Source organism: Thermosipho globiformans, assembly GCF_003990895.1.
In the GTDB taxonomy this organism is placed as follows: domain Bacteria; phylum Thermotogota; class Thermotogae; order Thermotogales; family Fervidobacteriaceae; genus Thermosipho; species Thermosipho japonicus.
In genome coordinates this window covers 1-21,316 of the sequence record NZ_BHXD01000017.1, presented here as the reverse complement: position 1 = coordinate 21,316, position 21,316 = coordinate 1, and the positions used below count along the sequence as shown (strand labels likewise).

19 protein-coding genes are annotated in these 21,316 nt (G+C 30.0%); 4 read left to right on the top strand and 15 right to left on the bottom strand.

Going from position 1 to position 21,316, the window contains the following annotated elements; genetic code table 11:
• The first annotated feature begins 289 nt into the window (after window positions 1-289).
• Window positions 290-1,975, top strand: a complete 1,686-nt coding sequence (locus EO083_RS09185) for an HD domain-containing phosphohydrolase (RefSeq protein WP_126994063.1) — start codon at window positions 290-292, stop codon at window positions 1,973-1,975.
• A gap of 102 nt (window positions 1,976-2,077) precedes the next feature.
• A complete protein-coding gene (locus tag EO083_RS09180) occupies window positions 2,078-3,892 on the top strand; it encodes a heme NO-binding domain-containing protein (protein ID WP_126994061.1) in 1,815 nt (604 codons plus the stop codon).
• A 35-nt stretch (window positions 3,893-3,927) separates the two neighbouring features.
• Here the strand turns inward: EO083_RS09180 and mutL are convergent, their stop codons facing one another.
• The 15 genes from mutL to EO083_RS09105 all read right to left on the bottom strand — a co-directional run bounded on the left by mutL (window position 3,928) and on the right by EO083_RS09105 (window position 19,187).
• Complete coding sequence (gene mutL / locus EO083_RS09175; RefSeq protein WP_126994059.1) at window positions 3,928-5,637, bottom strand: DNA mismatch repair endonuclease MutL; 1,710 nt, start codon at window positions 5,635-5,637, stop codon at window positions 3,928-3,930.
• Between the two features lies 1 nt (window position 5,638).
• Window positions 5,639-7,006, bottom strand: a complete 1,368-nt coding sequence (locus tag EO083_RS09170; protein ID WP_126994057.1) for an alpha-amylase family glycosyl hydrolase — start codon at window positions 7,004-7,006, stop codon at window positions 5,639-5,641.
• Between the two features lie 2 nt (window positions 7,007-7,008).
• On the bottom strand, window positions 7,009-7,479 hold the full coding sequence (locus EO083_RS09165; RefSeq protein WP_126994055.1) for a metallophosphoesterase family protein: 471 nt from the start codon (window positions 7,477-7,479) through the stop codon (window positions 7,009-7,011).
• A 17-nt stretch (window positions 7,480-7,496) separates the two neighbouring features.
• Window positions 7,497-8,735 carry an HD-GYP domain-containing protein gene (locus EO083_RS09160; protein ID WP_126994053.1) on the bottom strand — a complete coding sequence of 413 codons (1,239 nt, stop codon included), beginning with the start codon at window positions 8,733-8,735 and terminating at the stop codon, window positions 7,497-7,499.
• Between the two features lies 1 nt (window position 8,736).
• Window positions 8,737-9,636, bottom strand: a complete 900-nt coding sequence (locus tag EO083_RS09155) for a sensor domain-containing diguanylate cyclase (protein WP_126994051.1) — start codon at window positions 9,634-9,636, stop codon at window positions 8,737-8,739.
• Between the two features lie 67 nt (window positions 9,637-9,703).
• Entirely contained in the window at window positions 9,704-11,260 is a 1,557-nt protein-coding gene (locus EO083_RS09150) for a radical SAM protein (protein ID WP_126994049.1), read from the bottom strand.
• The gene (locus tag EO083_RS09145) at window positions 11,238-11,957 is read right to left on the bottom strand and encodes a hypothetical protein (protein WP_126994047.1); all 720 of its coding nucleotides are present in this window, start codon (window positions 11,955-11,957) and stop codon (window positions 11,238-11,240) included. The genes EO083_RS09150 and EO083_RS09145 overlap by 23 nt, the downstream gene beginning before the upstream one ends.
• Before the next feature lie 11 nt (window positions 11,958-11,968).
• Window positions 11,969-12,274, bottom strand: coding sequence for a hypothetical protein (locus EO083_RS09140; RefSeq protein WP_126994045.1), 306 nt, complete (start codon window positions 12,272-12,274; stop codon window positions 11,969-11,971).
• Window positions 12,271-12,888, bottom strand: coding sequence for an RNA polymerase sigma factor (locus tag EO083_RS09135; protein ID WP_126994043.1), 618 nt, complete (start codon window positions 12,886-12,888; stop codon window positions 12,271-12,273). Before EO083_RS09135 ends, EO083_RS09140 begins: the two co-directional genes overlap by 4 nt.
• Window positions 12,872-13,621 (bottom strand): DUF72 domain-containing protein, encoded by a 750-nt coding sequence (locus tag EO083_RS09130; protein ID WP_126994041.1) that lies wholly within the window; start codon window positions 13,619-13,621, stop codon window positions 12,872-12,874. The genes EO083_RS09135 and EO083_RS09130 overlap by 17 nt, the downstream gene beginning before the upstream one ends.
• Complete coding sequence (locus tag EO083_RS09125) at window positions 13,618-15,516, bottom strand: ATP-dependent helicase (RefSeq protein WP_126994039.1); 1,899 nt, start codon at window positions 15,514-15,516, stop codon at window positions 13,618-13,620. The genes EO083_RS09130 and EO083_RS09125 overlap by 4 nt, the downstream gene beginning before the upstream one ends.
• Before the next feature lie 366 nt (window positions 15,517-15,882).
• A complete protein-coding gene (locus tag EO083_RS09120; protein WP_126994037.1) occupies window positions 15,883-16,329 on the bottom strand; it encodes an SRPBCC family protein in 447 nt (148 codons plus the stop codon).
• A gap of 3 nt (window positions 16,330-16,332) precedes the next feature.
• The gene (locus tag EO083_RS09115) at window positions 16,333-16,974 is read right to left on the bottom strand and encodes an Mpv17/PMP22 family protein (protein ID WP_126994035.1); all 642 of its coding nucleotides are present in this window, start codon (window positions 16,972-16,974) and stop codon (window positions 16,333-16,335) included.
• A 21-nt stretch (window positions 16,975-16,995) separates the two neighbouring features.
• Complete coding sequence (locus EO083_RS09110; RefSeq protein WP_126994033.1) at window positions 16,996-17,979, bottom strand: LacI family DNA-binding transcriptional regulator; 984 nt, start codon at window positions 17,977-17,979, stop codon at window positions 16,996-16,998.
• Window positions 17,976-19,187: a competence/damage-inducible protein A gene (locus EO083_RS09105; RefSeq protein WP_126994031.1), complete on the bottom strand. Its 1,212-nt coding sequence runs from the start codon at window positions 19,185-19,187 to the stop codon at window positions 17,976-17,978. Before EO083_RS09105 ends, EO083_RS09110 begins: the two co-directional genes overlap by 4 nt.
• Before the next feature lie 122 nt (window positions 19,188-19,309).
• Between EO083_RS09105 and pyrG the strand changes: the two genes are divergently transcribed.
• Together pyrG and EO083_RS09095 are read left to right on the top strand one after the other, a co-directional pair.
• Entirely contained in the window at window positions 19,310-20,890 is a 1,581-nt protein-coding gene (pyrG, locus tag EO083_RS09100; RefSeq protein WP_126994029.1) for a CTP synthase, read from the top strand.
• On the top strand, window positions 20,883-21,263 hold the full coding sequence (locus tag EO083_RS09095; protein WP_241230031.1) for a PHP domain-containing protein: 381 nt from the start codon (window positions 20,883-20,885) through the stop codon (window positions 21,261-21,263). Before pyrG ends, EO083_RS09095 begins: the two co-directional genes overlap by 8 nt.
• The last annotated feature ends 53 nt before the right edge of the window (window positions 21,264-21,316 follow it).

Sequence of the window (21,316 nt, the reverse complement as noted above, 5' to 3'; positions counted from 1 at the left end):
AGATTAGATATTTTGTTGAGTAATTTTTGTGGTAAAATAATATTGAAGTGAATATTTTTCAGGGGCTACACCTCCTTAAATGTGGGTATTTTTAGTACAAAAATAATTTTAGCAGGTGTGGCCCTTTTTTTATATTCTAATTTAACCTACTTTTTACATTGGCCAGGGTCAAAAAAATAATATAAATATAAGTAATTTTTTATTAGATATTATTATTTACAATATAAAAACAAAAAGATTAAAAAATGATATAATACTGATAGATATTTGATTCTTAGAGGTGAAAATAATGAAAAAAACAAAAAATTTTGAAAAATATATAAAATTAAACTTCTTTTTTGTCGCTATTTTTTTTGTTTTTATATTCTTTTTGTTTACAATAAATTATTATCACAGTATAGTTTTCATTAAAGTAAATAGAGATTTTTTCAATTATTTAACTATTGTAAATGAGGTTATTTTCAAAAAATCTGATTTCGAAAAATTAATAGAACCCATGAAGAATTTAAATTATGATTATAAAAGTTTTCTTAAAGCAATCAATAATAATTCTAAAAAAGAAAAACTCTTAGCTTATACCATTGAATTTAAATCATTTCTTGAAAAAATTAGAAAAGAATACGAAAAAAAATATATAAAAGAATTCTTAATTGTCACACTACTATTTACATCATTAAGTTTTTTAACTCTTGGATTTATATGGATAAGATCAATAAAAATCAAAAGGTATAACCAAAAACTTTTAAATATTTTTAAAGAAATTTCAGCAAACATCAACATTTCAACCCTTAAACTTCCCCAAGTAGACTTCAAAGAAGACCTTCAAATTTCAGAGACTTTAAAAAAAATTAATATCGTTCAAGAAATATACAACAATATTAATCAATTACCATTAAGTTCAACAATAGAGGATTTTGTGTTTAGTATGGGACAATATTTATGTGACTTATTTAACTCTGAGAGATTTTCAGTCGCACTAATAGATTGGGAAAATCAAAAAATCGTAGCTGAAGTTGCTTATTTAAAGAACAAAAATATAAAACTATATTTAAAACCAGGATTTAGTAAAAACTTTAATGAAACATCCCTCTTTAAAATGGTAAAAGAAAATATTAATTCTAGAATAATTAACGATCTTTATAAGTATTTTAAAAGTACAAACTCACCAAGTACAGAATTAATATTAAAAGAAGGATTCATGTCAAACCTTACTGTCATGCTTTCAATTAATAACAGACCATTTGGTTTTATTTTCCTTGCCTCTGAAAACAAAAATAATTTTTCAGAGCATGATGAAAAACTTCTCTTATCTATTTCAAATATTCTCTCCTACAGATTTTATTATTCAATAGTCACTCAAAATTTACTCTCAAATTTTGGCTCTGGACTAGTAAATCTTGTTGAATTCAAAGATAACGAAACAGGCAATCATATAAGAAGAGTTGCACTTTATTCAAAGATAATTGCTGAAAAATTGAATTTACATCCACGAATTGTTAGAGAAATCTATCAATTTGCCCCGCTTCATGATATTGGAAAAGTAGGAATTCCGGATTCAATTTTACTAAAACCAGGAAAGTTAACTGAAAAAGAAAGAAAAATAATGGAAAAACACGTAGAAATTGGTGTAAAAGTAATTAAAAAATTTATTGAAAATTCTAAAAACTTGATAGAAACAAGCAGCATGCAGGTAATGTTAAATATAATTTCTGATCATCATGAAAAGTATGACGGAACTGGTTATCCAAAAGGCAAAAAAGGTGAAGAAATCAGTATAGAAGGAAGGATAGTTGCACTAGCAGATGTTTTCGATGCATTAACATCAAAAAGACCTTACAAAGAACCGTTGGAATTTGATATAGTATTAGAAATTATCAAAAAGGAAAAAGGAAAACATTTTGATCCAAAAGTAGTCAATGCATTTTTAAATCAAATTGACAAAGTTCGTAAAGTATATGAAAAATTAAAAGATTAAATACATCTGTCAAATCTTAATAATCTTTTTGAGTAATTATATCTATTCCTCTAAATATATGGTAAAATAATTTGGAAAAGAAAAAAGAAAGGAGGTTAAAAAATGAAAAGTTTTGTAATGAATATCTGGATAACCACTTGGAAAAAAATATATGGTGAAAATGTAGTGAATGAGCTATTTTCAAAATTTAATTTAGAAGCACAAAATCTTTTAATTCCAACTAATAATGTTCCAGATGAATTAGTTGTCAATTTTTCAAAAGAATTAGCTCAAAAGGTTGGAAAAACATATGAAGAGCTTTGGCAAGAAACAGGATATCACAACATAAAATCTTTCCATTCATTTTATCCAAGCTATTTTAAAAAAGAAGGAGTTTTATCTTTCCTAAGTGCAATGGATAGTGTTCATAGGGCACTTACTAGAAGAATTAAAGGTGCAAAACCTCCAAGAATCATATATAACTATATTGACGAAAAAACTGCAGTTATAAGATACGAATCTCACAGAGATTTTAGAAACTACTTTTTAGGTCTTTTAAAAGGAGCAGCAGACTTTTTTAATGACCCATTAAAAATTGAAATCCTAAAACAAGATAATAATTCAAATGGTTCATTTATTGAAGTAAAAGTTGTTGCTACAAAACCATATGGAAAAAGCGTAAAACTAAAACTTTATAAAGCTATCTCATTTGGCTTTTTAAACAGCTTTACTACAAACTTAACTGTTATAATACCAATACTAACCTTTATACTTTCATTTTTGTTTACAAAATACTTAGGTGCTTTACCTGGATCTATATTAACTGCGATTTCGGTTTTAACAGGGATTCTTTTAATTAATAAAGATTTAAAAAATACCACAAAGAGTGTTGAAAAAATGATCAATATTTACAAAGAAAAAGATTTTAATGACATTTTGATAATATCAGGAGAAAAGGATTTTGAAAAATTATCAAAATATAACTTTGAAGCTTTATCAAATCTTAGAGAATTTTTCATAGGACTCCAGGGAGATACTGAGGAAATTTTAAATTTCTCTAAAAAGACTTTAGAATCATCAGATGCAATTCAAGAAGAAATTGGCACAATGAAAGAACTTTCTACACAAGTAGCTGATACTGCAGTGCAAATAAGCAATGATGCAGAAAGAATTTCAGAAGCAGTAACTTCAAATGTGGACACAATATCTCAAACAATAAATGAACAAAATCAAATAATAAATGACTTAAATACAGCTGTCGAAAAAATAATTACTGCAGCAAAGAGTGTAGAAAATTCTGCATCAGGAATTAAATCAATGAGCGAGGAATTTGAAAAAATAACAAAGGAAAGTGAAGAACTTAAAAATCAGGCAAGTACAATCCAAGAAATTGCAAATACCGTTATGAGTATAGCTGAACAAACAAATTTGCTTGCACTTAATGCAGCAATAGAAGCTGCAAGGAGCGGAGAAGCAGGAAAAGGCTTTGCCGTAGTTGCTGATGAAATAAGAAAACTTGCAGAAGAAAGTAAAGAATCTGCAGTTAAAATCTCTCAATTTCTATCAAGCGTTTCAAATGGTATTTCCCAACTAAGTTTAAGTGTTACAAAAGGATATGAAGAACTTAAAAATCAATCATCTGAACTTGAAAGTAGCGCACAAAAAAGTAAAGAATCAAGTGAAATTATTTCTAATATCACTTCTCAATTAAATACTCTTGTTTCAACTTTAAACTCTGAAACAGAAAAACTCGAAAATATAACAACAAGTATACAAAATCTGCTTGCAATATCTGAAGAAAGTTCTGCAACAGCAGAAGAAATTAGTGCTACAATACAAAAGTTCTTGGATGAACTAGGATCAGTATTTGAAAATGTAAGAAAGACCATAAGCCTTATACAGACTATACAAGATAACTTTAATGAAATTAAAATATAAATCTAAAAAATGGCTCGGAAAACCGAGCCATTTTTTTACGTTCTATCAAAATATTTATCAATTTCATTAAAAGTAAGCTTTAAAAACAAAGGCCTTCCATGTGGACAAGTTGTCAAATTTCTTTTAAAAACTTCTTCAATTAGTTTTTTTGCCTCACCTTCGGTAATATCATACCCTGTTCTAACAGCAGACTTACATGCTTTATCAGCTATTATATGCTTCATATTTTTTGTTCCCATTGAAGGTATTCTATATTCATCTATAATTTCTTTAAACACATCTTCAACTTCGGAGGGCTTTAAAAACGATGGTATTGATGTAATTTTGATTGATTCTTCTTCAAATTTTATTTCAAATCCATTTTCTTTTAATTCATCAAGCTTTTCTATAACAATTTGCTTTAAGCTTTTTCCAACCTTTATCTCGATAGGAATAATTAAATCAATCTTTTCAATACCCACTTTTAATTTTTCCAAGATTTGCTCGTAAATAACCCTTTCATGTGCTGCATGAAAATCCATTATGTATATACCATCTTCCATTTCAAATAAAACATACCTCTTTTTTAAAATAACTACATCATTTTTTACTTCTAAATTCTTTTCTGATATATCAAATAATATGCCTTTAGAATAATCTACATGATTTATACTTTCTTTGAACACATTATCGAATTTATTATTTTGAAAACTGTCGTTAGAAAAACTAACATCTTTTTCTTTAAAAATATTAACCTCTGATTCTGTTATTTTCTCGTTTATAGGCTTAACAAATATTTGTTTTGAAACAAATTTTTTTAATGCCTCTCTTACTGTTCTTGTTATATCTGAATATATAATATTTGGATTTGAAAATTTTACCTCCAATTTTTGTGGATGAACATTAACATCAACAAGTTTTGATGGTACATTAATAAATAAAACACCGTATGGATGATCAACAAGTGCTTCACCATATCCATTTTCAAAAATGTAATATAACATTTTATCCATAACAAATCTTTTTTGTACAAAAAAGATCTGTCCTGTCCTATTTTTTCTATGATAATTAGGCGATGAAATTACTCCTTCTACGTATTTACCATTTATCAATGTGTATTCTTTGACTTCCGGAAATATAAGTTTGAATCTTTCCTCAAGGCTTGACGCTCTTGCGTTATATATTATTTCATTATCCGCTTTAAATATAAATTCAACATCTGGATTTGAAAGCAAAAATTTTTCTACGTATTCTACTACATACCTTTTTTCAGTAGCCTCAGATTTCAAAAATTTGCGTCTTGCAGGAACATTAAAAAATAAATCGTATACTTCTACTATTGTTCCTTTTTCGACAAGTGGATATTCATTAACAGATTTAACCTTTCCACCTATTGCCTCAAGTCTATAAGACTCACTTCCATTATTTGATGTAATCACTATCCTACTTACTTTTGCAATAGATGCTAGAGCTTCTCCTCTAAATCCAAAGGAAGATAAGTTATATATATCATCAAAATCATTTATCTTACTTGTTGTATGTTCATATATAGAAAGGAGAAGGTCCTCGCGTCCCATACCTTCTCCGTTATCTTTCACCTTTATATAACTTTTTCCACCGCTTTTTATCTCTATCTCAATCTTTGTAGCACCTGCATCAAGTGAATTTTCAACAAGTTCTTTTACTACTGAATAAGGTCCTGCAACAACTTCTCCAGCTGCAATCTTTCCAATTACATGCTCTGGAAGTTTCTTTATCTTTCCCACTCTATAACACCTTCGATTCAAACGGTTTTAACCTTATTCCTTCAAATTCCTCTTCATGTCCAGAAATGTTATGATATATTCTAAGTGATTTTTCTCCATTTGTAACCGTATAACCAACTACAAATTCACTTGTTCTCAAATCAACGATCCATGAGTTTGTCATCCATTCATTTTCTTTTCTAAATTTAATCCATCTTTTTACCGTATTTAATAGACTCTCTTTTCTTTGAGATTGTTCCTCAACAGAAACACCAGTAAATGCATGGTTATATCCTATAGATTTCCAAAGAGTTTGTCCATCACCAGATAGAGAAGAATACCAAGGGAATGGTTCAATCACACTCTCAGTAAAGTAAGGATCGTAAACTCCCCTCATTCCAAGCTCATCACCATAAAAGATAAATGGAATTCCAGGCGTTGTAAGGAGCATCGCAAAAAATACCTTTCTTTGATCTTCAGACTGCAAACTTGAAGCAAGCCTTGTCATATCATGGTTACTGGAAAAATTTGAAGGAATGTAAAGACCTCTATCATCAGTTAATGTTCTTGAAAAACAATCCCATATTTTATAGGTATTTCCATGATTAATTGATTCTCTCAATGCTTCTGTAAAATAAAAATTAAAAGAGCATCCAATTGTTTTTGCATATTCAGCAACTATTTCAGGTGCATCCCATACTTCAGTTACTGCAAAAACATCACTTTTTATACTTCTTGCTTTATCCATAACCTTTTTCCAAAATTGAATATTTTTTTCATGATTGTAATTAAATTTCTTTTGTTGAAGATCGTAATCATAAATATGTTTTGCTGCATCGAATCTAAAACCATCTATACCCATATTTAACCAAAATTCAACTATTTCAAGTGCCTTTTCAACAACTTTTTCATTTTCATAGTTTAAGTCTGGAGATGAACCTCCAAAAACACCGTAATACCATTTACCATTATATGGATGCCAGATAACTTCATTATCCCAAGGCCTTTTTTCGTTCAAATCTACTCCATCATCTGCCCATAAAAAGAAATCTTCATATTCTTTATCTCCAGATACAGCAGCTTTAAACCATGGATGTCTTGATGATACGTGATTTAAAGGAAGATCAATCGCTATTTTTATTCCAGCCTCGTGAAGCTTTTCAACCATTTCCTTAAAGTCTTCGAGCGTTCCATATGAAGGTGTTGTGTCAAAAAAATCTATAATATCATATCCATGGTAACTTGGTGCTTTAAAATGAGGCATTATCCAGACAAGATCAATTCCTAAATCCTTTAAATAAGAAACAGCATTAGAAAGACCTTTAAAATCACCTGTTCCATCGTTGTTATAATCATAAAAAGAGCGGATATAAATTTCGTAACCTACCATCTCTACTCCTCCTTGAATACTTCAAATTTTAGTGTATCACCATTTATTTCCATTATACCGTATGTTTCCATAGCAGTCCCTGGATTTATGAAACGCTTTCCACGGTATACTCTATCATCAGGTACATGACTATGTCCATATAATATAACATTCACATCATTATCAAACCAATTTACAATCCTTTCTGGAATTCTTATGTGAGAACCGCTTCCATGTGTCAAACCTATTGTAAATTTCCCAATTTTTACAACCTTTTGAGCAGGTAGATAATCTTTCACATCGTATTCATCCATATTTCCAAATACGCCATGAAAATTTCTATTCAAACTTTGCAGAAGTAAAACAGTATTGAGATCCACAAAATCCCCCAATGCAAAAATACCATCACATTCTTTTGCAATTTCCACAATTTTTGGATGAATTTGAAAATTTCTGGTTGGAATATGAAGGTCAGAAATCACTAGAAACCTCATAAATACACTCCTCACACTTAATGTAATAAACCATTTACAAATAGATCGATATTTTCTTGAGTTTTTGAAATATAAGATATATTTCTATAATCTACTTCTTTCTTCAATGTCTCGTTGAGAACTTCTACTGCTTGCATATCCAAAGTTCCTTTTTTCGCAGTATCATAAGTTATTTCAAATGCTTTTTCTCTTTCAAACCCTTCTCGATATGGTCTATCTTCTAAAAGTGCGGAAAAATAATCTGCAACCTGTAAAATCTTATCATCAAAGCTCATCTCGTTTCCTTTTAATTTAAATGGATAACCACTTCCATCAATTCTTTCTTGATGCCTTACAGCAGGATAAAACCACGGTTCATCTTTATAATCATTCAAAACAATATAGGAATAATAAACATGCTTTTTCATTATTTTTATTTCATCGTCCGTTAACTTTCCCTTTTTTTCTAAAATATTAAAAGGAGTAGTTATTTTTCCTACATCATGATAAAGACCTGCAATAAAAAATTTATCCTGGTCAAGTTTTGCAACATTTGCCATATCCCTTGCAACTGTTGCAACACGCCATGAATGATCCTTTGTAAATTTACTCTTTGCATCAACAATAAACGAAACAAGAATACCTTCATCAACCAAATTTTCATTTTTTAACTTTAAATCATCTCCAAGCAAGTAATCAAGCAACATTTTTCTATTTATAATTCCACGTTTTATATCATCTAAAACCCATATCAAAAACTCACGTTTTAATATATTAATCGTTGCTTTGAAAATAAAATCAAAAAATCTATTTCTTATTGACAAAATTGGAAAGAATAAGTCATCATAATTTACATCCTCATTTATAAAATGATATTTTGCTATTTCCTCAGAAATGGAAATTATGTTAGCATAAATATCATTTTCACATTTTTCATCTAAAAATTTTGGTAGTGCATGATGCTTTAAGATAATTTCAGAAATATCCTTTAAAAATGAAAATTGATTGACAATAAAGCTACCTATAACCGTATGCATCCTTGTTAATTCATTTCCACTTGGAATATCATGGTTTATTAGGTACGTTGTATTAATATCATCTAAAACAAAATTTTCATGTGGAATAAGAACACCAATATCATGTAGATAACCAGCAAGGAAAGCCTTTTTTGGGTCAAGATTAAGGCTTTTGGCAATTTCAGAAGATAAAAATGCTACTTGAAGAGAATGTATTCCAAAATTTGGAATCAAATTTATTAGATTAAAAAGTATTTTCACATTATCTTTCTCCCTTATCTGAATACATCCTCAGATCAGCAAGATGCATTATTTCCCAAAAGTCCGTACTTTCATCCGGATAAATTGCATGCCCGCATGATATACCAAGCTTTATTCTCTTTCCTTCAATAATTATATCATATTTTTTAATAGCATTTTTAATACGTAATTTAATAGTTTCCACATTTTCGATGTTTTTTGTTAAAACTATGAATTCGTCTCCACCGTACCTTACAACTTCATCCGTTGATTTTAATATATTTCTAAGCCTTCGTGCTACTATCTTTATTACTTCATCACCTATTCTATGTCCATATGTATCGTTTACCGCTTTAAACTTATTTAAGTCACAAAAAATTATAGCAATTCTATCTCTATTGTTCTTTTCAAAGTATTCTTCAATAAAATGTCTGTTTTTTAATCCTGTAAGATGATCAATGTATTTTTGCAAAAATAGTGATTTAAGTTCTTTAAAGTTAGAGGCGTATATAGCAAAATTTCTTTGAAAACTATTTAAGAATAATTTATCTTTGAAAGTTAACCTTTTTGGCTTAAAATAATCTATATTTAGTACTCCAAAAACTTCGTTATCAAATAACAACGGAACACCTATCCATGAGCGTATTCTCGAACCTGGCATCCAAATGTTTAATTTAAAAGGATCCATTATATATTTCCAAGTACGAGTTTTCAAAACCGTATCAAAAAGCATATTTTGTGAATTTACAATTTTTCTCTCGATACTTTCTATATCATATTTTTTGTAATTTCTCGATAAAGAAAGAAAAGAAAGTCCTTTAATTTCATCATACTCAATAACTGACCATCCATCAAACTTTAGATGAGGATGGGTTTTTAACATTAACTTTTCAAAAAAGGATTCAATTTTATTTTCTTTCAAAACTTCAACGGTAGTTTCAAGAACTATTTTTGAAGTAACAAGATCAAAATAGTTTGAAAGAAGTTTTTTAATCTAAATCCACCTCCAAAATTTTATTCAAGGCAATAGATGGATACTTTTTTATTAACTTTTCAGCTTTATTTTTAGAAATTCCGGGAATCTTTGCAAGTTCATTTATGTTGTATTCACTTATCTTTTTTCCAAGAACAATACCAGTTATCGAGCGTATGCCATGATCAACAATATATATGTCAGATTTTTTATCAAATTTTCCAATAACTCCAACTAAAATTGGATAGGTTCCAAGCGGTCTTCCAAAAGTTATATTTCCCTCCACAAACTCGGGTATAACTCCCTTAACAATTGAACCTTTGGGAAACACTTTCTTTATCATTTCACTATCTATTTCATTTCTTATGAGATATTTATAATGCTTAAATAATGACTTATTAACTTTTAATCTTTTTTTCTGATTGTAATACCACAAAGGTGTGTTGGGTACAATCATAAGCTGTCTTAAATTTATACGCCTTAAAAGGATATTATTTTCTAGATAATATTTTAGTTTTTGGTATAGAATTTCATACGATTTTTTTGTTTCTCCTGCAAGACCGAATATAAAGTTTAATCCTGGAAGAAGCTTCGGAATACCATTTATTCTAATTCCACCTATTTCATTCACTAGCCTTATTGCAAAATCTATCTCTTCCACACTTCCCTGGATGTTGTTCTTTTTTCTAACAATCTCATCAAAACTTTCCACTCCAAAAGAAAAAATATCTCCTTCTGTGTTATTTTTAACAATTATTTCTATCGCCTTTGCACTGTCTGGAAAGTGTTGTGCAATAAAAGCAGGATTTGCATTATCAGTATGTAAAACTTCAAGTTCAGGTGCTACTTCTCTGATACCATTGTACAACTCTTTTATTAATGAAACGTTAATTTTTCTTGAATTTTTATCTAAACCATACGCAAGTATATTTGCACTTCTACCAAGCCTAAAAGCTTTTACACCATTTTTGTAAAGTTTTTCAACCTCGTCGATAATATCTTTTACAGGTCTTGAAATAAATTTTGGATGCAAAATGGGTTCGCTACAAAATGTACAATAAGTTTTTCTCTCGCAACCAAGTGAAACCTCTATTTCACAAATAATATCTGGAAAACGTGGGTGCATTTTAACTATTTCAGCACCAAGAAGTGATACATTTCTTATTATGCTATAATCAACTTCTTCAAATGCATATTTTAAAAAATCGATTGCCATATCATCTGCATGTACTTCGTCTGGATCATTTATAAAATTAACAGTTGCACCGGTAAGAATTCTAAATGGCTTTTTGTTAGATGAAAATATCTTTTTTATCTCATCGATACTTATAGGAGTTCCACCTATGTATTTTCCTGGAACTGTGACTGAAGATAATATTACCACTACATCAAAGTTATTAAATGAAGAAAATAAATTTTTCTTTCTAACTTCATCAATGGTTGTATATTTAACTTCAAAACCTTTAAAAATTAACGTGCCCGCTATATAGCGGGCATATGTACTCAGATATGGTGGCACTCCTAAAACCGCAGGTTCATCAACATATCCATCAATTATTATCGCGGATTTCATTTTCGATTTCCTTTCTAGTTTCTTCGCTAGCTTTTTTTATTGTTAAGTAAAAGTTATCAATTTTGTAGGTACCTTTCTCCTTTGAAAGAACGAGTTCAACTTCTAAACCTTCTTTATCTATTGCAAAAATTTCAAGATCATTCCCCGATATTTTTGCATCAAACCAAAGAAATAAATTCAAAATATTATAAATTTTCATTGGAAAATCACTTTTATCTACAAACTTAAATTTTGACAAAACATCTTCAAATGTCTTGTTGTCTGGAAGATAAATATATTGCATTTCAGTCAAAACTGAATGAAATTTTCTCACTATTTTTGTTATAAATCCATTTCTTTTTTCCGCTTTTATATTAAAAGTTTTTTCAGAAATTGTAATCTCTCCATCAAAGTCATCAGATATTTTGTGGTATGAAAGGTACTGGTAGAAAATATCTTCCAAATCCTTGATAGGAGGAGAAAGTTTTAAAGTTGTTCCTTCTCCAATATAATAGCGCTCACCAAGCTTTACCCAAATAACCTTTTTTGGGACCTTTACAAAAACTATTTTATCTCCGTCCCTGTAATAAACTTCTTCGTATCTAACCATCTGTAATTTGTCCTCGTTATATTCAAAAGTAATTCTCAGTGCATGATAACTAATAGCAAAAATAAAAGAAACCAATAGTAGAAAAGAAAAAGAATATAATTTTCTCACAATTTCACCTCTTATAAACCATCACTTACAAGGCTTATATTTAAAATTGGTTCAAAATCTTTTACTACATAATCTTGGCTTTGTTGCTGTTCATACGTATAAAGTTGATTTTGAGGTCTTTTGATATCAAACGTGAAAAACGAAATTGTTATTACACCAGCAACTATGATCAAAAATATAGATGACTTTTTCAACTTGCTAAAAAACCTTTGCTTTTTAATAGTTTTTATTATCCTATCTTCAAGTAAATCACCTGGTTTGTACATGGTCTCAATTTTAACAATAGATATTATTTCTTTGTACTTTTCATCGTTCATGCTATACCTTCCTCCTCAAGTATCTTTTTAAACTTTTCTCTTGCGTTGTGTAATCTACTTTTCACCGTTCCTTCCGGTATTCCTAGAATCTCTGCAATTTCTGAGTAAGAAAGTCCATCAATATCTCTCATCCTAATTAATACCCTTTCTTTTTCGGATAGTTTTTCAAGTGCATTTAGTATCTTTTCATATAAAATTTCCTGAGTAACTTCTTTTTGGACGTCCGTTTCTTTATCCGGAATATCTATTTCCATATCATCTTCGCTGTTGTTATTTTCAACACTGAAAGTTTTTTCATTTTTCTTTTTGTATTTTTCATATAATGTATTACATACATTTACGGTGATTCTATATATCCAAGTTGAAAGAGATGAATCTCCTTTAAATTTTTTTATGCCTTTGTATATCCTAAGCATCACTTCTTGAATAACATCATCTACATCATCCGTTCCAAAATAACTTCTTGCAAATGCACCAATTTTTGGAGCATATTCTCTATATAGTCTTCTATAAGCCCACTCTTCACCTTTTTTTAAAGCTTTTATAAAATTTTTCTCATCATTCCACACTATTTGACCTTCCCTTTTATTTGAATGTTCATTTGAAAAATTCAAGTATTTCACCACCTGAAATCTCTCTAAATTCTAAAGCGTCTAAAAGGGCTTTTCCCTCATAGCAGTTGTTAAAGTATACATATTTTGGACCATTAAAGTTTTTTATCATTTCGTGTATTTTAATAAGCTCTTGCCTTGAATACTTGTAATTATACCTTTTTTTTGCATCTTCTTCAAACCATTTTTTATTTCTACCATGGAGTCTTACATACAACCTTTCTTTTGCTTTTACAACAAAGGGCAAGAAATCTTTTAGTGTTGGTTGGTCGATGGTAACTATTTCGAAGTCATTAGTATCAAAATCAATCCAAGAGATGTGACGTAATTCAACAAACAAATTATTGAACTTTTTTGAAATTTTATAAAGAAATTTTTCGTTTTCATCGATTCTTTTAAAAGAAAAAGGAAACTGTGCAAGGTATCCAATAAGTCTTTTTTCTTCAACCATTGGTCTAGTAGCATCTAAGAATTTATCAACATATGAAAGATCATGTTCATGCGTAATTTTTCCGTATAACTTTATTGAAAAGTAGAAATTACGCGGAGTATTTCTTAGCAGTGATACTATCGTCCTAAATCCAGGCATCTTGTAGTAAGTGTAATTTAACTCCACAGTGTTAAATTTATATTTTCCTATGTAATATTTTAGCATTTCATTTTTCTTTATGTTTGGATCATAGACTTTACCAATCCAATCGTCGAACTGAAATCCACTAGTACCAACGTATATCATCTTCCAACTCCATATTCTAAATGTTCAACAAGATGAAATGGAATATCATCAATAAAGCTTTTACCACGTCTAATAATGTAATCATTTCCGTAAAAAATCCTTGATGAACCCCCAGCGCTGTAGATTATATATAGAAAATCCTTTGCACGAGTAATTGCAACGTAAAACAATCTTTCTTCTTCGTCTAATGCTCCATCTTTTAAACTCATTATGTGTGGAAAATCCCCTGGATTTACACTTAAAATGAATACTACTTTCCATTCAAGACCTTTAGCTTGGTGTACGGTTGTTAAAGTCACTTTTTCGGTTTCCTTGTCAGATTTACCTTCTTGTGCTATTTCATAACTTTCACTTACAAGTATATCAGATAGAAAATTTTCAGGTGTTTCATAAAATGAAGCCATTTCTATTAGTCTTACTACGTCTTCTTTTCTGTCCCTTGCATCGTCAAATATTTCTTCCATTTTTTCCTCGTAAAATTTCTCATAGAAAATTTTAATTCTTTCACCTGGATTTGTAATTTCTTGGGATTTTAATATGATTTCTTTTATTTTGTTAAAGTCAAAGCTTTTTTCTTTAATTTCATTGAATGCATCTAGCCCTTTAGATGTAAGTTTTTCAGAAATATTGTTTGATTTTATTTTTCCTATTCCTTTTGCAAGTTTTAGTAATCTTATCCAAGATATTTTTTCCTCGTAATTAACTGAAACTTTTAAGAATGCAAGGCAGTCTTTTACGTGTGCTGTTTCTGTAAATCTTAAACCTGAATACAGTTTGAATGGTATACCATGTTTTGATAGTTCAAGTTGAAGTTCAAGTGAATGAGAATGTGCTCTATAAAGTACTGCTATATCATTTAAAGAGACACCTTGCTTGTTGTAGTTTAGTATTTCATTTGCCACAAAATCAGCTTCGTCATAGTGGTCAAACACCTGTACTAAAAATGGTTTTACTCCTGTACTTCTTGTTGCACGCAACGTTTTGTGTATGGAGTTTTTTGGAAGCATTTCATTTATAAGGTTTACTATCTCTTGTGAACTTCTGTAGTTGGTTTGAATCTTAAAGATTTTTGACTCTTTTTGAAAATCAAGTACATTTTCAAAGCGTGCACCACGGAATGAGTATATACTTTGTGCATCATCTCCAACAACCATGAGGTTTCCATGTACTTCTGAAAGTAAACTTACGATTTGAAATTGTACTATATTTGTGTCTTGAAATTCATCAACAAGTATCCATTTATATCTACTTGATTCTTTTAATCTAATTGATTTGTTTGTGGAAAGTATTTGTAATGTGTTTATTAAAAGATCATCATAATCAACTGAATTTTGCTGCATTTTCTCTTGTTGATATTTTATTAGGATCTGTTCTATTAAGTTTTCTTGTTCTAGGTATCTTGGATTATATTTTGCAATAGCTTCTCGTAGTGAGCATAGAGTGTTGTTCATATAGGAGTTTATAATTAATAACTGCTTTGCGTTTGGAACGGTTTTGCTTTCAGATTTTGGAATTATTTGACTTCTTGCACTTTCCATTACATCTTTTGCATCTTCACTGTCTAGTATTGTAAAGTTTGGTTTTAGTCCTATTATTGTTCCGTATTTTCTTAAAAATAAGTTGCATATATGGTGGAATGTTCCTGCAGTGATTCCATCAAGTGTAGAGCGTGAAACAAGTTTTGCTCTCTGTAGCATTTCTTTTGCCGCTGCTTTTGTAAATGTAACAAGTAGTATTTCGGAAGGTTTTACACCAGAAGATATTAAATGAGCTATTTTGTATGTTATTACCCTTGTTTTCCCACTTCCAGGTCCTGCTATTACAAGTGTTTTTCCTTTCGAGTTTACTACCGCTTCATATTGTTCTTCGTCAAGTTCAGCTTTAAAATCTATCATTCTTTCATTCCTTTCTTTTATTATTTTTTAGTAGTAATAATAATATATACAAAAAAAGTGGAAAGTTATCTTGAAAAAATTGCTTTAATTTAGCATAAATATTTGATTTGTAACTTTCCAATTTTTTGAAAGAAGATTAACCACCGCCTGGAAAGAAGTTTTAAAAGTATAGTTTTTTCAGAACTTTTGATGGTAAGAAGTTGTACATTGGCTTAGATATTGTAATCGATTCAATTGCGTTTTAAATTATGTGGTAAGAAATTATCATTTTTGTAAGTAAAATTTCTTACCGCTGGTAAGAAAAACTATATATAGTGTAATTTATTTTCCAAACACCAATATGTAGTAATATAACTTTCCATATGTTTAACCAATAAGTATTAAACCTTTTTCGATATAAGCCTTTGCAAGGGTTAACATTTGACCCCAGCCAAAAGCACATCCATACCTAATTTCAAGCTCATCAGTATTTTTTACCAATGTATGATCTATTATCGTTATGTATGTTCCGCCATCTACACTTTCTTGAAACTTCATGGTAACTTTGCTTCTAAATCCGTCTTCGTATTCATACCACCAAAATTCCCAAAGTTTTTCGAAAATTATTTCAACAGTATATCCATTGTCCGTTACAACTTCACCATTAGTAAGTCTTTTCCACCTAAAGAAGATCTTTCCACCGTCTTTAACTTCCATTTTCATACCATCAGTAAACCATGGATCCCAACCATTTTCATTTACAAAAACTTTCCAAACTTTATTTTTTGGTGCATTTATGTACTCTACAAACTTCATTGGTGGAAGTTTTAGCATTTTTTACCCCTTTCTAAGTGAAAGCAGTATTCCAAGTACTATCGACAGCATTGCAGCTGTTAAAACGCGATATTCAGGTGGAAGAAGGAAAGTTATAGTATGTGCTGGAATCCAGAAAAATGGTATGGTTTTTAAGATAACAAATCCAAAAAATTTTTGCCAGTCTATGTTGTCTATTACATTTGAAAATTTAATTGAAAATATCTTAGTAATTTTCCCCTTTCCAAGGTCTATATACGTATCGGTGATTCTGTGAAATGCCATAAATGTCGGTGCAAAAATTAGATTCATTAGTGCACTTGTAAAAAATGCATGGAGAACTTTATTATTTCCAGGTAAAAGTCCTTTTTTCATTACTGCATCTGTTCCACTTGCAAAAAGTTCAAACACAAGAACAAAACACATACCTAGAAAACCCCATACCAAGAATCTGTAGAATAACCCATATGGTTTTAAATATTTTCCCTGTTGAAGCCTTATCGAAAGTAGCTCACCCATAGTTGCAAGTATGGAAACCTTTAAAAATCCCATAAGGTATGGATGTGTTCTGTTTAATGTAATATAAACTTGGTGTGTTGGTTTAAAAACGAGCAGAAAAACTATTAGTGAAAATAGTCCTAACCATATAAAATCTCCTTTTTTCATATAATCCTCCTTTTCTATTTACTATGTTTCTCTTATTATTATCTCGGGTTTAAATGCAACAGTTTGTTTTTTTCTTGTAAAACCTTTAATTCTTCTTAAAAGTAATTCTCCTGCACTTTTTCCCATTTCAACTATTGGTTGTTTTATAGTTGTAATATTTAAGATACTAGAAAGTGTGAGATTATCAAAACCACACAAATGAAAGTCTTTCTTTGGTACAAGACCTTTTATTCTTGTAAATTCTATTACTGGAAAGGCAAAATAATCAGTTGTAGTAAAAATAATAACCTTATTAGAGCGGGTGAATATTTCTTTTGCCACATTAAAAGCTTCTAGCCAATCTAGTTCAATTTCAAAGATCTTTTCTATAGTTCTCCCTTTTTTTTCTATAGATTCAATAAACCCATTAACCCTTTCTTCGAAAACGGTACTTTCTAGTTTTGACTTTCTTCTATGTGTAATTACATAAATATCTCCTTCAAAATTTGAAAGGTAATCACCTGCTATCATACCGCCGTAAAAGTTGTCAATGATAACAGAGTCATACTTTTCAGAATCAAATTCAACGGAAACAACAGGAACATTTTTTGGTATATATTGTTGGAGAAGTCTATCAACATTTAATGCATCTATAATAACTCCATCGGTTCCAAGGACAAAATCCGAGCTTTCCCTTACAAATTTGTATCTATTTTCACTATATAATGGATAGACAAATGATGTGTATCCTTCTTTTTCAAAAATTTCATCTATACCTGAAAGTAGTAGTTGGTGAAATTCTCCAACCATTTGTGGAAATATTGTTGTAATTATTTTTGTATGTCCACTAGACAATCTTCTTGCATGTGGATTTGGCATGTAACCGAGTTCTTGTATTACTTTTAGTACATGTTCTTTTGTTCTTTGATTAACGTGTGGACTATTATTTATAACTCTTGAGACTGTTCCCACACCAACTCCAGCTTTTCTTGCAACATCTTTTATGGTAACACTTCTTTTTTTCATTTTAATATCCTCCTTAGCATATCAAATGCGTGTAAAGTTGAGCGGTTTCTAATTGTTTGTCTGTTTCCTTTAAAGTAAAATCTTTCAGTCAAGAATTTATCATTTTCTCTTGAGTATGCACAGATCCACACTGTACCAACAGGTTTTTCTTTTGTACCACCAGTGGGCCCTGCAATTCCTGATACTGCAACTGAAAAATCTGTGTCTAATAATTTACTTACTCCTTTTGCCATTTCTTCTACACATTCTTTACTTACCGCTCCAAAATTCTCAAGTGTCATAGAATTAACATTTAAAACTCGTTGCTTTACTTCGTTAGAATATGCAACAATTGAGCCTTTAAAAACTTTTGAAACTCCGGAAAGATTTACAAAATTGGCAGAAACAAGTCCACCAGTACATGATTCAGCAAATGAGACGGTTTTATTTTTTGAAAGCAGCTTTTCAAATACGATTTCTTCAATGGTTTTATCATCGAAGGCATATATATAATCTTTAAGTTTTTCACTTAATGTATTAACTATTTCATCTACAAGTGCTTTTTCACCTGTGAATCTTAATTCTACACCGCTGGTGTGACTTGCCATTGTTGCAACATTTACATCTTTATACTTGTAAATTATATCTTTGTATTTTTCTACGAGAACTGCTTCAGGAATATTTATGGTTTTAATTCTTCTTTGGTAAATTTTATTTTCTTTTTCGATAAGGTTTAGTGCCTCTTCGAATATTGGTATCATTTCAACAGGAGGCCCAGGAAGTATTAAAATTGTGTTTTTTGGAGTTTTTAAGAGCATTCCTGGCGCTGTACCAACTGGATTTTCTAAAACTGTAGCACCTTCAATTACCATCGCTTGTCTTTCTACTATTTTCGGTACATAACTATGGAATTTTTTTGCCTTTTCGATGATTTTTTTTGATAAATTTTCATCAAAAATAAGTTTTTTTTCAAGAGCTTTTGAAACAGCCTCACGTGTTAAATCATCTTCCGTTGGTCCAAGTCCTCCAGTTGTTACAACAAGGTCGGTTGTTTCAAGAGAATCTTTTATTTCTTTTACTAGCAAATCTAAATCATCTGGAAGAGTTTTAATAATTTTTGTTTTATAGCCGTATTCTAAGAGCTTTTTTGAGATATATTTTGAATTTGTGTCTACTATGATTCCTTCGACAAGTTCATTGCCAATTGCTATTATTGATGCGATTTTCATAATTTCACCTCTTTTTGGAACATTTCCAAATATATGATACCACAAAAAAATAGAAGCTGTAACTTTAAAGAAACACGAATTATAACAAAAAATAGTAAAATTTAAATAAAAGGAGGGATAATATGCCTCAAAGGTTTATTGTTGTCACAGGTGGGGTATTAAGCGGAATTGGCAAAGGTATATTTTCTGCATCTCTTGCAAGAATATTAAAAGATAGTGGGGTAAATGTTAATATACTAAAAATTGATCCATATTTAAATGTTGATGCTGGAACGATGAATCCAAACCAGCATGGGGAAGTTTTTGTAACCGACGATGGATATGAAGCAGATCTTGATCTTGGACATTATGAAAGATTTCTTGGAATTAATGTTTCAAGAAAAAATAATATAACAGCTGGACAGATATATTATTCTGTTATAAAGAGAGAAAGAGAAGGAAAGTATCTAGGTTCAACCGTTCAGATAGTTCCACATGTTACATCCGAGATAAAAGATAGAATTAAGTCTATGGATGGGGATTTACTTGTAATTGAAATTGGCGGGACTGTTGGGGATATAGAAGGAGAAGTTTTTTTAGAAGCAGTTAGAGAGCTTGCTTTTGAAATTGGAAGAGAAAAATTCCATTTTGTGCATGTAACTTACGTTCCATATTTAAGAACCACAAACGAGTTTAAGACAAAACCAACTCAGCAATCTGTTCAGCTTCTAAGAAGGATAGGTATCCATCCAGATACTATTATAGTTAGAACAGAAATGCCTATAGATGCAAATAGTTTATTCAAAGTTTCTTTGTTTAGCGGAGTTCCAAAAAATAGAGTTATAAATCTTCCAGATGCATCTAATGTATATGAAGTTCCAGATGTGCTTCATTCTTTGAACCTTCACAAATTAATCGCTAAAGAGCTTGGTCTTGATATAAATGATAGTTTTAATTGGAGTTATCCAAAGTCTTTTGAACTCTTGAAAATAGGTATAGTTGGTAAATATCTTGGTACAGATGATGCTTACAAGAGTATAATTGAATCTATATATCTTTCAGGTGCTCAAAAACCTATAGTTATTGACGCACAAGAACTTGAAGATATGACAGATGAGCAAATCAAAAACTATTTAGATGATTTTGATGCATTGATTATTCCAGGAGGATTTGGTAGAAGAGGAATAGAAGGAAAGATAAAAGCGATAAAATATGCAAGGGAAAATAAAAAACCAATTCTTGGAATATGTCTTGGAATGCAGCTTATGGCAATAGAATTTGCTAGAAATGTTGGAAAATTAGAAGGTGCAAATTCTACAGAATTTGATGAGAATACTCCATACCCAGTAGTCAATATGATGGAATCACAAAAAGAGGTATTAAATCTTGGCGGAACAATGAGGCTAGGTGCTCAAAAAACTCAAATTATGAAAGGAACACTTTTGAGTAGAATTTATGATGGTCAAGAGATTGTGTATGAAAGACATAGACACCGCTACGAAGTTGATGCAGAAGCATTTCCTCAATTATTTAAAAATCCAGGAGAAGAAGGTTATAAACTAACAATATCTGCAAAATCTGACTTTGTTGAGGCAGTTGAACTTGATGATCATCCATTCTTTGTAGGTATTCAATATCATCCAGAATATAAATCAAAGGTTGGAAAACCTCACCCTATTTTTAAATGGTTAGTAAAGGCTGCAGGAGGAAAAATAAATGATTGATTATCATATACACAGTAATTTTTCTCCTGATTCAAATTCAAGTGTAGAAGATATTGTAAAATATGCAAAGGAAAAGAATTTGAAGGTTATAATTACGGATCATTACGAGGCAGTTGAAAAGGATCATAAGTTTAAATTTGATATAGAAAGCTATAAAGAAACAATGAAAAAATATGGACTTTTAGTTGGAGTAGAGTTTGGATGGGATGGTAAATCAAAAATTGACATAGATTTAAAAGAATTTGATTTTGTTATATTATCATACCATGCATATAAGGGCTATGACGATATTCAAAAGATGTATGAAAATTATTTGAAAGATTTGTACAGTATAATTAATGTTATCAATGACCCTGGCCAATGTAAAAAGTAGGTTAAATTAGAATATAAAAAAAGGGCTACACCTGCTAAAATTATTTTTGTACT

Bases quoted from the DNA above. Each gene is read 5' to 3' on its own strand.
- EO083_RS09185 (WP_126994063.1), top strand. From the start codon at position 290: ATGAAAAAAACAAAAAATTTTGAAAAATATATAAAATTAAACTTCTTT.
- EO083_RS09180 (WP_126994061.1), top strand. From the start codon at position 2,078: ATGAAAAGTTTTGTAATGAATATCTGGATAACCACTTGGAAAAAAATA.
- EO083_RS09170 (WP_126994057.1), bottom strand. From the start codon at position 7,006: ATGGTAGGTTACGAAATTTATATCCGCTCTTTTTATGATTATAACAAC.
- EO083_RS09165 (WP_126994055.1), bottom strand. From the start codon at position 7,479: ATGAGGTTTCTAGTGATTTCTGACCTTCATATTCCAACCAGAAATTTT.
- EO083_RS09150 (WP_126994049.1), bottom strand. From the start codon at position 11,260: ATGAAATCCGCGATAATAATTGATGGATATGTTGATGAACCTGCGGTT.
- EO083_RS09140 (WP_126994045.1), bottom strand. From the start codon at position 12,274: ATGAACGATGAAAAGTACAAAGAAATAATATCTATTGTTAAAATTGAG.
- EO083_RS09130 (WP_126994041.1), bottom strand. From the start codon at position 13,621: ATGATATACGTTGGTACTAGTGGATTTCAGTTCGACGATTGGATTGGT.
- EO083_RS09125 (WP_126994039.1), bottom strand. From the start codon at position 15,516: ATGATAGATTTTAAAGCTGAACTTGACGAAGAACAATATGAAGCGGTA.
- EO083_RS09120 (WP_126994037.1), bottom strand. From the start codon at position 16,329: ATGCTAAAACTTCCACCAATGAAGTTTGTAGAGTACATAAATGCACCA.
- EO083_RS09115 (WP_126994035.1), bottom strand. From the start codon at position 16,974: ATGAAAAAAGGAGATTTTATATGGTTAGGACTATTTTCACTAATAGTT.
- EO083_RS09110 (WP_126994033.1), bottom strand. From the start codon at position 17,979: ATGAAAAAAAGAAGTGTTACCATAAAAGATGTTGCAAGAAAAGCTGGA.
- EO083_RS09105 (WP_126994031.1), bottom strand. From the start codon at position 19,187: ATGAAAATCGCATCAATAATAGCAATTGGCAATGAACTTGTCGAAGGA.
- pyrG (WP_126994029.1), top strand. From the start codon at position 19,310: ATGCCTCAAAGGTTTATTGTTGTCACAGGTGGGGTATTAAGCGGAATT.
- EO083_RS09095 (WP_241230031.1), top strand. From the start codon at position 20,883: ATGATTGATTATCATATACACAGTAATTTTTCTCCTGATTCAAATTCA.